We start from the raw sequence: 12,054 nt of genomic DNA on the forward strand, positions 1-12,054 counted from the left end.
CGCTCGCGCCGATCGCAAACGCAAGGAGGGGCTGCCAACTGAACGGCCGCCCCTCCTTGCGTTTGTATTCAGATAGCGTTACGGACGGACGATCTTCATGCCCGCCTGCACGGGGCCGATGACGACGCCCACGCCGTAGGTGGCCGCGTGGATCATCTGGTTGTTGCCGATATAGATGCCGCAGTGGCCCGAATTGACGCACACGTCGCCCGGCTGGGGGTCGCTTACGGTGGGCCATCCCATGAACGTCGAGGTGCTGCCCATGCGCGAGTAGCTGCCCGACAGGCAGAACGACACGAAACCGGAGCAGTCGTACTCGTTCGGACCTGCGCCGTAGCTCGGGTCGCCGTATCCGTACGCCTTCCCGATCTGGCTGTACGCGCGTCCGACCACGGTGTCGGCGATAGCCTCGTCATAGGAGGGCCCAGGCGACGGCGAGGGCGTGTAGCCCGGATTGCCGCCCGTGTTGCCCGTGTTGCCGCCCGTCGCCTGCTGGATCGAGGCGTCCACCACATCCTGGGCCTTGGCGGCCTCGGCGGCCTGCTGGGCGGCGCGCTCCTGCTCGAGCAGGGCGGCGGCCTCGGCGCTCAGGCTGTCGTATGTGGCCTGCATGGATGCTATGGTTCCCGCCGTCTCGTCTTTGCTGCGCTTCGCCTCGTCGGCCTTCTCCTTGGCGATGCGCTCCTGCTCGGCGAGCACGGCCTCCTGCTCCTGCACCTCGGCACGCAGGTCCTTCGTCTGCTGCACGAGGTCGGCGTCGTTCTGATTCAGGGTATTGAGCAGATCCCAGTTCGTGGCGAACGCCGCGAACGTGGTGGAGCCGAACAGCAGGTCGAGCAGGGTGCTGTTGCCGGTGCGGTACATGCTGCGGGCACGGGTCCCCAGGTGATCCTGCAAGTCGGCTATCTGGCCGGTGGCCACGTCGATGCGCGCCTGCGCTTCGTTGCGGTTGGCCTCGGCTTCTTCCTGGGCCGCTACCGCCTCGTCGTAGGCGATGGCCGTCTGCTCCAGCTTCTCCTGCATCGCGTTCAGCGAGGCGAGGGCGGACTGGGCCTCGGCCTGTTTCTCGGCAGACGTCGGCTCGGCGAAGGCGAGCGAGGGGATCATGAGGGATGCGGCGAGCGATGCCGCGACGAATCCGGTCAGCGCGCCCTTGGCGCGCGCCTTCGTTGCACTGTGCTGCATGTGGGGCCTCCACCTGCTTCGTTAGCTCTGATACGTTGAGCAACAGTCTAACAGACCCTGCCCCTCCGTTCCCAAGACACAACCGTATCGATACAGGAACATCACAGCGCAAGCGGGTACGGGATAGGTCGAGGGCGCGCGTCCATGAACGAGCAGGGCCCCTACCCGGCGAACCCCTCGTCAGCGATGCGTCCCTCCCCGTCGGCGGCAGCGGTGGCCAGCTCGTCGCAGCGCTCGTTCTCGGGATGGCCGGCGTGGCCCTTCACCCATACGAACTCCACCCGATGGGGCTTCTTGGCGTCCAGCAGGCGTTTCCACAGATCGTCGTTCTTCACGGGCTGCTTCTGCGAGTTCTTCCAACCCCGCTTGAGCCAGCCGTCCACCCAATGCTGGTTGAACGCGTTCACCACGTACTGCGAGTCGGAATACAACATGACATCGCACGGGCGCTTCAGCGCCTCGAGACCTGCTATCACGGCCATGAGCTCCATGCGATTGTTCGTGGTGTGCTCGAATCCCTGCGAGAGCTCCTTCTCGTGCACCTTGCCGGAGCTGTCCACGAAGCGCATCACCGCGCCGTACCCTCCCGGCCCCGGATTGCCCCGCGCCGAGCCGTCGGTGAAGATCTCTACCTGCATGAATGCCCTTTCGCGATGGAAGGCGCCGCATGAGCGGCGCCTTCAGGTTACTTGTATTGGGACGGGTGCTTCTCGAAGAAGTCGAAGCGGGGCGGCAACTCGCGGATGCGGTGGCGGCCCTCGTCGATCTCGCCGGCGCTGCACAACTCGCCCATGTCCTCCAGGTCGTAGTTCCAGCTGAAGAAGTCGTCGAACTCGAAGCTCAGGTAGTCGCAGATCTTCTCGGTGCCCGCGGGCACGATGGGGTGCATGAGCAGCGTGGCCACGCGCAGCAGGTAGAACGAGTCTACGAGCACCTGGCGGCGCGCCTCGTCGTCTCCCTCCAGCTCGGCGGCCCTGATGCCGTCCGACCAGTGCTTGTTCGCGAACCGGATGAAGTCGTCCATCAGCGACATGACGGAGTGCAGCTCCACCTTCAGCATGAGGCGGTCGTAGGCCGCAAGCGTCTCGTTCGCGCGCGCGAGCGCGGCGTCCGTGGGGCGGCCGAGCGGCAGGTAGCCCTCAAAGTTCTTCTGCGCCTCGTAGAAGCAGCTGCGGGCCAGGCGGTTGAACACGTTCGTGAGCAGCGCGCCCTCCTTGAGCACCGGGTCGGCCACGCGCGGGTCGGCCAGCTCCTCCTCGGTGGCCAGGAACGGCTTGGGCTTGAAGCCCACCGACTTCTGATCGAGCCCGAGTGCCAGGAAGTGCGCGCGCAGCTGCTCCACCGTGTAGAAGTCCAGAAGCTCGTCGGCCGTGGGAGGCTTCACCGACCCCGACGACGACGCCTTCTTGTCGCCGAACAGGATGTGGTGGTTCGCCACGAGCCGCGTCTGGTGCAGCGGATGCTCGGCCACGCCCGGCATGATGAGGTCGCCCGGGCGGATGGCCTCGATGAGCGCAGGCTGGGCCACGCCGTAGAAGTACAGGTTGTCCTGGCCGATGAACTGGTAGACCTCGGCATCGTCCGAGCACCACCAGTCGCGCCAGCTGCCGCGCGGCAGGCCCATCTGGTCGTTCACTGCCATGGTGAACGACATCGGCGCCCACAGGCTCTCGGGCCAGCACCACACGGTGAGCCCCTCAAGCCCGTCGATGACCGGGGCTTTCACGCCCCATTCGATGTTGCCCGTGATACGGAACGGCACGAGCGCCTTGCCAGTGCGGAAGCGGATGCCCGCCCGCCCCAGCGCATCGCGCGCCGCGTCGCGGGCGTCGATGTCCTTGAACTCTATCTCGAAGCTCTGCTTGCCGCGCTCGGGCTCTCGCAGCTCGTGGGCGGGAAGCTCGGCGGCCACGGCCTCGTAGGCCTCGCGCGCGTCGTTCTTGATGTAGACGACCGGCGGCGCCAGGAACTCCTTTACAGCCTGGGGCACGATGGCGCGGATGTTCGGGTCGGCCTCCATCGCGGCCACCCGCTCGCGCAGGAAGTCGCCGAAGGCGGGCAGGTCGAAGTACCAGTTCTCCACCGGACGCATCTCGGGGACGGTGCCGGTGAGGGACGACTTCGGCGCGATGAGGTCCTCGGGCGCGTAGCTGTGCCCCAGGTCGCACTCGTCGGCGTAGGCGTGCTCCGACTTGCAACCCTGCACGGGGCAGCGGCCCGTCACCTGGCGGCCGTTCAGGAACGTGTGCGCCTCGGCGTCGTAGAACTGCAGCGTGGCACGCTTGTGCAAGTGCCCGTTCTCGTGCAGCTTCTCGATGAACTTCTCGCTGATGAGCTGGTGAACGTCGCCCGAGTGGCCCATGCCGGACCCCTCGTAGATGGACAGGCTGATGCCGTAGGCATCGAGCGTGGCCTTCTGGGCGTCGTGGTTTCTCTGCACGTACTCCTCGATGGTGCCGTCGAACTCGCCGGCCTCCACCAGCTTCCGGTAGCCCTCGTTTATGGGCGAGCCGAAGCAGTCCGTGCCGCTGATGAAGCGCACGTTCTCGGGCCCTATGCGGTCGCGCAGGAAGCGCGCGAAAGCGTCGGCGGGCACGAACACGCCGGCGATATGCCCGAAGTGCAACGGCTTGTTGCCATAGGGCATGCCCGCCGTGACCACGGCGCGCTTCGGCCACACGACGCGCTCCTCGGCGGGAGCGGCGCTCAAAGTTGGTGCGTTATCGGGCAAGGCTGCCATCGTTTTCCAGCTCCTTCAAGGCCTGGGCCAGGTCGTCGGCCGAAAGGCGGCTCTCCGACATCAGGTTCAGCAGTTCGGACAGGCTCGAGCTCGGATTGTCGAGCATCACGGTCTTGGCCGTGGACGAGCCGGCCAGCTCGGCTGCCTTGGCCACGGCGTCCTCGCGCGTGCCTATCTCGTCGGCCAAGCCGTTCTCCACAGCCTCCATACCGGTGAACGTGAGGCCGGTGGCCAGCGCGCGCACCTCCTCGACCGTCATGTCGCGGCCCTCGGCGACCGTCTGGATGAACGTCTCGTTGATTTGGTTCACCATGTTCTGGTAATAGGCGCGCTCCTCCTCGGTCAGCGGGCGCGTGCCGTAGCTGGAGTCCTTGGAGTCGGACGACGTGACGTTCTCGATGGAGATGCCCAGCTTGTCGAGCAGGCCCGACAAGTCCGTGACCTGCAGCGCCGTGCCGATGGCGCCGATGGCCGTGGTCTTGGCCGTGTAGATGTAGTCGGCCTGGCTCGAGATCTCGTAGGCGGCGCTCGCGTTCATGGACGCGCTCGAAACCACGACGGGCTTGCCGGAATCCTCGGAGAACTCGCGCACGTAGGCGGCCATCTCCTCGCCGGCCGTCGCCGTGCCACCGCCGGAGTTCACGCGCAGGACCACGGCCTTGATGTGCTTGTTCTCCGCGGCCACGTCGAGCTGCGCCTTCAAGCCCTCGGGACTGCACGTCGTGCCATCGTACTGGATGGTGCCGTCGATGTCGATGACGCCCACCGCGTCCGAGGTCAGGTAGTCCACGTCCGACGTGGCCGCCGTGGACCCCAGCGCGCCCAGCGTGCCGAACGACGAGGACACGGCCGACGTGCACGACCACATTCCCAGCGCTATGACGCCGAACACGCACAGCACCGCCACGAGCGCCACGATCCAGCCGCGGCTCTTCTTCGGCGGCTCGGGCTGGTAGTACGGCGGGAAGCCTTGCGGCTGGGGAGCCGGGGCGCCCTGTGGGGCGGCGGGCTGCTGCCACACCTGCTGCTGCCAGTTGTTGTCCTGGGGCATAGTGGTCCTCCGTTGCTATATCTCGATGGCGTCGCCCTTGGTGTGCTGGGCCTTCTTGGCCGTGCGCAGCAGGAACTCCTGGTTGGTCTCGGTCTGCTTGAGCGACTTGATGAGCATGTCCATGGCGCGCTCGGTGCTGTTCGTGTTCGACAGGATGCGGCGCACGGCCCAGATGAGCGGCGCCTCCTGCGGGTCGAGCAGCAGCTCCTCCTTGCGGGTGCCCGAGGCGACAGGGTCGATGGCCGGGAAGATGCGGCGGTCGGCCAGGTTGCGGTCGAGCTTGAGCTCCATGTTGCCCGTGCCCTTGAACTCCTCGAAGATGACCTCGTCCATCTTGGAGCCGGTGTCGATGAGCGCCGAGGCCAGGATGGTGAGGCTGCCGCCCCCCTCGATGTTGCGGGCGGCGCCCAGGAAGCGCTTGGGCGGATAGAGCGCCGTGGAATCCACGCCGCCGGAGAGGATGCGGCCCGATGCCGGCTGCGCCAGGTTGTAGGCGCGCGCGAGGCGCGTGAGCGAGTCCAGCAGAACGACGACGTCCTTGCCGCACTCCACGAGGCGCTTGGCGCGCTCGATGACCAGCTCGGACACGGCGATATGGTTCTCTGTGGGCATATCGAACGTGGAGGACACGACCTCGCCCTTGATGGAGCGTTCCATGTCGGTGACTTCCTCGGGGCGCTCGTCCACGAGCAGGCACATGAGGTGCACGTCGGGGTTGTTCGCGGTGATGGCGGCCGCGATGTTCTTCAGCACCGTGGTCTTGCCGGCCTTCGGCGGGCTGACGATCAGGCCGCGCTGGCCCTTGCCGATGGGGCTCACGAGGTCGATGACGCGGGCTGTGACGGTGTTCTTGCCGTGCTCCATATGGAAGCACTCGTCGGGGTAGACCGGCGTGAGGTCGCCGAAGCGCACGCGGTTGCCGCACTCCTCGATGGGCGTTCCGTTGATGGCCGTGACCTTCTGGATGGCGGCGTACTTCTCGTTCTCGCGCGCCGGGCGCGTCTGGCCGGACACCATATCGCCCTTGCGCAGGCCGTTGCGGCGGATGGTGGAGAGGCCCACGTAGCAGTCTGTCTCGCTGGGCAGGTAGCCCTGCGTGCGCAAGAAGCCGTAGCCGTCGGCCAGGATATCCAAGATGCCGGACACCTCGATGAAGCCCTCGGCCTTCACGCTGGCTCCGAACACGGCCTCCACGAGCTCGGCCTTCTTGAGGCCGGTGGCGTCCACTCCCAGCTCGGCGGCCTTCTCGCGCAGCTCGGCCACCTTGAGCTTTGCCAGATCGTCGCGCGACACGCTGGGCTGCACCTCGCGCGGGCCGCGGTTGTTGTCGTGCGGGCGGCGCTGGCGGCGGTTGTTATTGTTGCCCTGCTTGCCCCCCGAGGCGTTCTGGCGCTGGTTGTTGTTCTGCTTCGGACGGTTGCCCTGGTTCTGGCCTTGGCCGCCCTTGTTGCCGCTGGAGTTCTGGCCCGGGCGCTTGGCGGTGCCGGAGCCCTGCTGGGACGTGGCCTGGCCGCCGGCCTTCACGGACTTGCGCGGTGTCTTGGCCGCGCGCGGTGCGGGGGCTGCGGCCTCGGCCTGCGGCTCCGCAGCCTTGGCGGCCGGCGCCTTCGCGGCGGCAGCTCCGGCGTTCACGCTCGTGGAACGGCGGCGCGTGGGCTTGGCTGCCGGGGCGGGCGCCTCGGGCGCCACGGTTGCTGATTCGTTCTCGCTCATGCGTTCTGCACTTTCTCCCAGTCCTTGAGGAACGCCTCGAGGCCTCGGTCGGTCAGCGGATGCTGCACGCACTTCTTGAGCGCGGCGAAGGGCACGGTGGCGATGTCGGCGCCCATGAGGGCCGCCTGCGCCACGTGGTTCGCACTGCGCACGGACGCGGCGATGATCTCCACATCGTGGCCGAAGTCGTAGTTGTTCACGGCGGCCACCACGTCCTCGAGCTGCGCGAGGCCATTCTCGGAGATGTCGTCGAAGCGGCCCACGAACGGGCTGATGTAGCGGGCGCCGGCGCGGGCGGCCATGATGGCCTGCGGCACGGTGAAGCACAGCGTCATGTTCACCGGGATGCCCTCGGCGGCCAGCTGCTTCGTGGCGGCCAGGCCCTCGATCATCGTGGGCAGCTTCACCACCACGTTGTCGGCGAGCGCAGCGAGCTCGCGACCGTCGCGGATCATCTCGTCGCGCGTCATGGCCACGCTCTCGGCGGACACGGGGCCGTCCACGATCTCGCAGATGCGCTTGATGTGATTGTGGAAATCGGCGAGCTTGCCGCCCGTGCGCGCGTAGAGCGTCGGGTTCGTGGTCACGCCCGCGAGCACGCCCCAGCTGGCCGCCTCCTCGATCTCCGCGAGATCGGCGGTGTCCAGAAAGAATTTCACCTAGTCCTCCTTATGCTTATGGGTATATCTGCTTGGAAACGCGCGCAAGCGCACGCGTGCATGCCTGAAGTGGAATATTGGATGTTAGATGGCTTTCCAACGGTGGGATATTCAGAACTTCGATCATGTTAGCGCATGATCCGCGATCGTTCAAGCACATCAGGCCGCATATCGTGGAATTGCGATGGAGGTTGGGGCACGCTTCGTCATCAAGCAAGGCGGTGCGGGAAAGCCCCTCGGCGCGAGGCGGGCCTAGCCCATCGTGCGGAAGAAGCAGCTCCTCTCCCCCGTGTGGCAGGCGGGACCCGCCGGACGAACGAGCGCAAGCAGCGTGTCGGCGTCGCAGTCATAGCGCAGCTCCACAAGCTTCTGGGTGTTTCCGCTGGTAGCTCCCTTGTGCCACAGCTCACGCCTGCTGCGGCTCCAGAACACCGTCTCGCCGCACTCCATCGTGAGCGCGAGCGACTCCTCGTTCATCCACGCCATCATGAGTACCTCGCGCGTGTCCGCGTCCTGCACGATGCAGGGGATCAGCCCGTCGGTGTTGTAAGTCAGTTCGGGGACGTCCATGATTCTTTCTCCTCGCTCGCAAATTGTGCAACAGCTGTTGCACAATCGCCTTCTCACATCCGCTTCTCGATATCCTCCGTCGACGGCAGCAACTCGGCGAACCCCTCCGGCAGCACCTCGGCGAGCCGGTACTCGCTCACGCCCATCGGCTTGCCGATGTCGCGCAGCGCGTACTCGGCCACCACGTTGTCCTTCGTCTTGCACAGAAGAAGCCCGATGCTGTGGTTGTCATACTCGGTGCGCAGCAGGTCGTCCACCGCCGAGAGATAGAAGTTCAGCTTGCCGGCGAACTCGGGTTTGAACGCGGCGTTCTTCAATTCCACGACCACGTAGCTCCGCAATCTGATGTTGTAAAAGAGCAGATCGATGTAAAAGTCCTGCTCTCCAACCGAAAGGTGGTACTGCCTCCCGACGAATGCGAACCCTGTGCCGAGCTCGAGCAGGAGCCGGGTGATGTTCTCCATCATGCGGTCTTCCACCTCGTGCTCGACCGCCCCCTGCCTCGCCGTGATGAAGTCGAAGATGTAGGGGTCTTTGAGCGCCTGCTGGGCGAGCTCGCTTTCAGGTGCCGGAAGCGTCCGCTCGAAATTGCTCACTTTTCCAGCCAGAGCCTGACGTTCGTACAGCTTGGTTTCAACCTGATGGGACAGCACCGCACGACTCCACCCGTTTTCGATGGTTGCTTGCACGTACCACTCGCGCTCAGTGCCCGGATCCGTTTTGTCGAGAAGAAACATAATGTGCCCCCAAGGAATTGTGCAGCAGCTGCTGCACAATTGGCCATCTACTTCGCGCGCGAATTTGACCATGTACTTCATGCTTCTCACGGAAAACCCCTTGATGCCCGGGAACGCGGTGCGTATATCCTGCGAAAGGCTTTCAAGATACTTGCTTCCCCACAGAGACCGTTCGTCTATCAAGCGCCCCACGCGCCAATACAGCCGGATCACCTCCGCGTTGGCGCTTTGGACGGCGCGGTTCTGCGCCTCGGCTATCTCGCTCTTGATCCGACCGAGAGCGTTCAAGTAGTCATCGTTGTTGGCGAGCATGGCGCAGCCTCCTCTTTCCCCTGATTCGAGTATTCAGCAGGCTGTCCCGAGAGCCACAGCCAGAACGCCGGGCTTGGGTTAGGCGGCTTGCCAACCAAAAAGCAGTGTAGCAAACACTTGTTCTTATTTCAAGTGGAATGCGCTACAATCTCACCGGAATTCCCTGGGCGCGCATGTGCTCTTTCACCTGGCGCACGGTGAGCTCGCCGAAGTGGAAGACGCTCGCGGCCAGCACGGCGTCGGCCTCGCCCTCGATGACGCCCTGGGCGAAGTGCTCGAGCTTCCCCACCCCGCCCGAGGCGATGACCGGGATGTCCACGGCGCGCGCCACGGCGCGGGTGAGCGCGCAGTCGAAGCCGTCGCGGCTGCCGTCGCGGTCCATGCTGGTGAGCAGGATCTCCCCTGCCCCGCGCCGCGCCGCCTCCTGCGCCCACTCCACGGCGTCGATGCCCGTAGCCTTGCGCCCTCCGTACACGTAGACCTCCCACTTGTCTCCCGCGCCCGCGACGTGCTTCGCGTCGATGGCGCAGAGGATGGCCTGCGAGCCGAACGCCGCGGCGGCGCTCGTGATGAGCGACGGATCCGCCACCGCGGCCGAGTTCACCGACACCTTGTCGGCGCCGGCCGCGATCATCGTGCGAATGTCGGCCACGCTGCGGAAACCCCCGCCCACGCAGTACGGCAGGTGGAGCTGCTCGCTCGCGCGGCTGGCGAGGTCGACGGTGGTGGCGCGGTCGTCGCTCGTGGCCGTGATGTCGAGGAAGATCACCTCGTCGGCGCGCTCCTCGTCGTAGCGCTGCGCGAGCTCGATGGGATCGCCCGCATCGCGCAGGTTCACGAAGTTGACGCCCTTCACCACGCGCCCGTCCTTCACGTCCATGCAGGGGATCACGCGCTTCGCTAGCATCGCGCACCGCCCATCCCGCACGGGTCGGACGCGATGGCGGCGGCCTCGGCGCGGCGCATGGCCTCGGCGCAGGCGCGCACGCCGTCGGCCACCGACAGCGCGCCCTCGTACACGGCGCGCCCCGCGATGACTCCCTCGATGCTGCCGGCAACCTCGCCCAGGCGCACGAGGTCGTCCACCCCGGCCACGCCGCCCGACGCGATCACCGGATGGCCGAACGCCTCGGCCATGCGCACGTAGGCGGCCGGGTCGACGCCGGTCTGCATGCCGTCGCGCGCGATGTCGGTGTACACGAGATGTCTGAAGCCGAGCGCCGCCACGTCGCGCGCCAGCTCCTCGGCCGTCACGCCCGCGCCTTCGCGCCAGCCGGCCACGGCCACCTCGCCGCCCTTCGCGTCGATGCCCGCGCACAAGAGCCTCCCATACTGCGCGATGGCGGCCTCGGCGAAGGCGGGATCGGCCACGAGCGACGTGCCCAGCACCACGCGCGACACGCCCGCGTCGGCCAGGCGCGCGATGGTGTCGAGCGAGCGCACGCCCCCGCCCACCTCCACCTTGAGCAGGGTCTTGCGCATGATGCGCTCGATGGTGGCGATGTTCTCGGGGCTCCCTGACCGCGCGCCGTCGAGGTCCACCACATGCAGCCACGTCGCGCCCTGCTCCTCGAACAGCTGCGCCTGGGCGGCGGGGTCGTCGTGGTACACGGTCACGCGGTCGTAATCGCCCTTGGCGAGGCGGACGGCCTTGCCGCCCAGGATGTCGATGGCCGGAAGCAGGTACACGGCGCTCACGCCCCTTTCACGATGGACACGAAATTGCGCAGCAGACGCGCGCCGGCGTCCGAGCTCTTCTCGGGATGGAACTGCACGCCGAACGCGACGTCGCCGTACTGGACGGCGCTCGGGAACGTCACGCTGTGCGTCGTCTCCCCGACGACGAACGGGCCCGACGGCGCCACGAAGCCGTGCGTGAAGTAGAAGTAGGTGCCCGATGGGATGCCGTCGAACAAGGGGCAGGTTTCGGAACCGTCCGCAAACGGGCGGGGCAACGCCCAGTCGCTCGGCAGTCCTGACTCGCACGAACGGTCCACTGGACCGTTCGGCTCATGCGGAACTCGCTTGGCGGGCGCCGCCCCGTCCGTCTGCTGCGTGCATCGCAAGTGCACCGTGTTCCAACCCACATGGGGCACCTTGTAGAAGAGGCCTTGCTCGTCCTGCTTGGGCATCTTCGCCACAACGCCGGGCAGCACGGCGAGGCCGCGGGCGTTGTGGGTGGAGGCCTCGTCATCCTCCTGCGGGGCGCCTTCGACGCCCTCCTCGAACATGAGGTGCATCCCCAGGCAGATGCCGAGGAACGGCACGCCGGCGGCGATGCGCTCGCGGACGACGCGGATCTGCCCGAGTTCCTCCATCGTGGCAGCCGCGTCGGCGAACGCGCCCACGCCCGGCAGCACGACGGCGTCGGCGCGGGCGATGGCCGCGGGGTCGGACGCGACGAACGCGTCGCCGCCCGCCGCGTCGATGCCGCGCTCGACGCTCTTCAAGTTGCCCTTGCGGTAGTCGACGACCGCGATGCGCGGGGCCGTCACAGCGCGCCCTTCGTGGAGGGAAGCGCATCGCCGATGCGCGGGTCGCGCTCGACAGCCTGGCGCAGAGCGCGCGCGGCGGCCTTGAACGACGCCTCCACCAGGTGATGCGCGTTCTCGCCCGCAAGGCTGCGCACGTGCAGCGTGAGACCAGCGTTCGCCGCGAAGGCGATGAAGAACTCCTTGGCGAGCGACGCGTCGAACGTGCCCAGCATGACAGGGGACACGTCCACGGCCCAGTGCAGCTGGCCGCGACCGGAGAGGTCCACGGCCGCCAGCACGAGCGCCTCGTCCATCGGCAGCGCGAGCGAGCCGAACCGCGCGATCCCGCGCTTGTCGCCGAGCGCGCGGTCGACTGCCTGGCCCAGCACGATGCCCGTATCCTCAACCGTGTGGTGCGCGTCCACCTCGATGTCGCCCTTCGCGTGCACGGCCAGGTCTATCAGGCTGTGCCGCCCGAACGCCGTGAGCATGTGGTCGAAGAACGGAACGCCTGTCTCGACCTCGACGGCGCCCGCGCCGTCGAGGTTCACGGCGATGCGGATGTCCGTCTCGTTCGTCGTGCGCTCGACGGTGGCGGTTCGTTGGTTCATGT

At 66.8% G+C, this 12,054-nt stretch carries 12 protein-coding genes; all 12 read right to left on the bottom strand.

The window, feature by feature from the left end:
* Window positions 1–78: 78 nt before the first annotated feature.
* The gene (locus LB310_RS10975; RefSeq protein ID WP_278806485.1) at window positions 79–1,185 is read right to left on the bottom strand and encodes an NlpC/P60 family protein; all 1,107 of its coding nucleotides are present in this window, start codon (window positions 1,183–1,185) and stop codon (window positions 79–81) included.
* 161 nt (window positions 1,186–1,346) lie between these two features.
* A complete protein-coding gene (rnhA, locus tag LB310_RS10980) occupies window positions 1,347–1,823 on the bottom strand; it encodes a ribonuclease HI (protein ID WP_278806484.1) in 477 nt (158 codons plus the stop codon).
* Between the two features lie 47 nt (window positions 1,824–1,870).
* Window positions 1,871–3,925 (bottom strand): methionine--tRNA ligase, encoded by a 2,055-nt coding sequence (locus LB310_RS10985; protein ID WP_227115507.1) that lies wholly within the window; start codon window positions 3,923–3,925, stop codon window positions 1,871–1,873.
* Window positions 3,906–4,976, bottom strand: coding sequence for a signal peptide peptidase SppA (gene sppA / locus LB310_RS10990; protein WP_227115506.1), 1,071 nt, complete (start codon window positions 4,974–4,976; stop codon window positions 3,906–3,908). Before sppA ends, LB310_RS10985 begins: the two co-directional genes overlap by 20 nt.
* A gap of 15 nt (window positions 4,977–4,991) precedes the next feature.
* The gene (gene rho, locus LB310_RS10995) at window positions 4,992–6,689 is read right to left on the bottom strand and encodes a transcription termination factor Rho (RefSeq protein WP_123673622.1); all 1,698 of its coding nucleotides are present in this window, start codon (window positions 6,687–6,689) and stop codon (window positions 4,992–4,994) included.
* Entirely contained in the window at window positions 6,686–7,348 is a 663-nt protein-coding gene (gene fsa, locus LB310_RS11000) for a fructose-6-phosphate aldolase (protein ID WP_087191030.1), read from the bottom strand. The genes rho and fsa overlap by 4 nt, the downstream gene beginning before the upstream one ends.
* Window positions 7,349–7,600: 252 nt before the next feature.
* On the bottom strand, window positions 7,601–7,918 hold the full coding sequence (hisI, locus tag LB310_RS11005; RefSeq protein WP_087191031.1) for a phosphoribosyl-AMP cyclohydrolase: 318 nt from the start codon (window positions 7,916–7,918) through the stop codon (window positions 7,601–7,603).
* 53 nt (window positions 7,919–7,971) lie between these two features.
* Window positions 7,972–8,967: a YhcG family protein gene (locus tag LB310_RS11010; protein ID WP_278806476.1), complete on the bottom strand. Its 996-nt coding sequence runs from the start codon at window positions 8,965–8,967 to the stop codon at window positions 7,972–7,974.
* Between the two features lie 142 nt (window positions 8,968–9,109).
* Window positions 9,110–9,874 (bottom strand): imidazole glycerol phosphate synthase subunit HisF, encoded by a 765-nt coding sequence (gene hisF, locus LB310_RS11015; RefSeq protein WP_278806473.1) that lies wholly within the window; start codon window positions 9,872–9,874, stop codon window positions 9,110–9,112.
* On the bottom strand, window positions 9,868–10,656 hold the full coding sequence (gene hisA / locus LB310_RS11020; RefSeq protein WP_278806470.1) for a 1-(5-phosphoribosyl)-5-[(5-phosphoribosylamino)methylideneamino]imidazole-4-carboxamide isomerase: 789 nt from the start codon (window positions 10,654–10,656) through the stop codon (window positions 9,868–9,870). The genes hisF and hisA overlap by 7 nt, the downstream gene beginning before the upstream one ends.
* Before the next feature lie 5 nt (window positions 10,657–10,661).
* Window positions 10,662–11,462, bottom strand: coding sequence for an imidazole glycerol phosphate synthase subunit HisH (hisH, locus tag LB310_RS11025; RefSeq protein ID WP_278806467.1), 801 nt, complete (start codon window positions 11,460–11,462; stop codon window positions 10,662–10,664).
* Window positions 11,459–12,052, bottom strand: a complete 594-nt coding sequence (gene hisB, locus LB310_RS11030) for an imidazoleglycerol-phosphate dehydratase HisB (protein ID WP_278806464.1) — start codon at window positions 12,050–12,052, stop codon at window positions 11,459–11,461. Before hisB ends, hisH begins: the two co-directional genes overlap by 4 nt.
* Window positions 12,053–12,054: the final 2 nt, after the last annotated feature.

It is taken from the genome of Gordonibacter sp. RACS_AR49, from assembly GCF_030418435.1.
GTDB classification, from domain to species: Bacteria; Actinomycetota; Coriobacteriia; order Coriobacteriales; family Eggerthellaceae; genus Gordonibacter; species Gordonibacter urolithinfaciens.

Bases quoted from the DNA above. Each gene is read 5' to 3' on its own strand.
- LB310_RS10985 (WP_227115507.1), bottom strand. From the start codon at position 3,925: ATGGCAGCCTTGCCCGATAACGCACCAACTTTGAGCGCCGCTCCCGCC.
- rnhA (WP_278806484.1), bottom strand. From the start codon at position 1,823: ATGCAGGTAGAGATCTTCACCGACGGCTCGGCGCGGGGCAATCCGGGG.
- LB310_RS11010 (WP_278806476.1), bottom strand. From the start codon at position 8,967: ATGCTCGCCAACAACGATGACTACTTGAACGCTCTCGGTCGGATCAAG.
- LB310_RS10975 (WP_278806485.1), bottom strand. From the start codon at position 1,185: ATGCAGCACAGTGCAACGAAGGCGCGCGCCAAGGGCGCGCTGACCGGA.
- hisI (WP_087191031.1), bottom strand. From the start codon at position 7,918: ATGGACGTCCCCGAACTGACTTACAACACCGACGGGCTGATCCCCTGC.
- rho (WP_123673622.1), bottom strand. From the start codon at position 6,689: ATGAGCGAGAACGAATCAGCAACCGTGGCGCCCGAGGCGCCCGCCCCG.
- hisF (WP_278806473.1), bottom strand. From the start codon at position 9,874: ATGCTAGCGAAGCGCGTGATCCCCTGCATGGACGTGAAGGACGGGCGC.
- sppA (WP_227115506.1), bottom strand. From the start codon at position 4,976: ATGCCCCAGGACAACAACTGGCAGCAGCAGGTGTGGCAGCAGCCCGCC.
- hisB (WP_278806464.1), bottom strand. From the start codon at position 12,052: ATGAACCAACGAACCGCCACCGTCGAGCGCACGACGAACGAGACGGAC.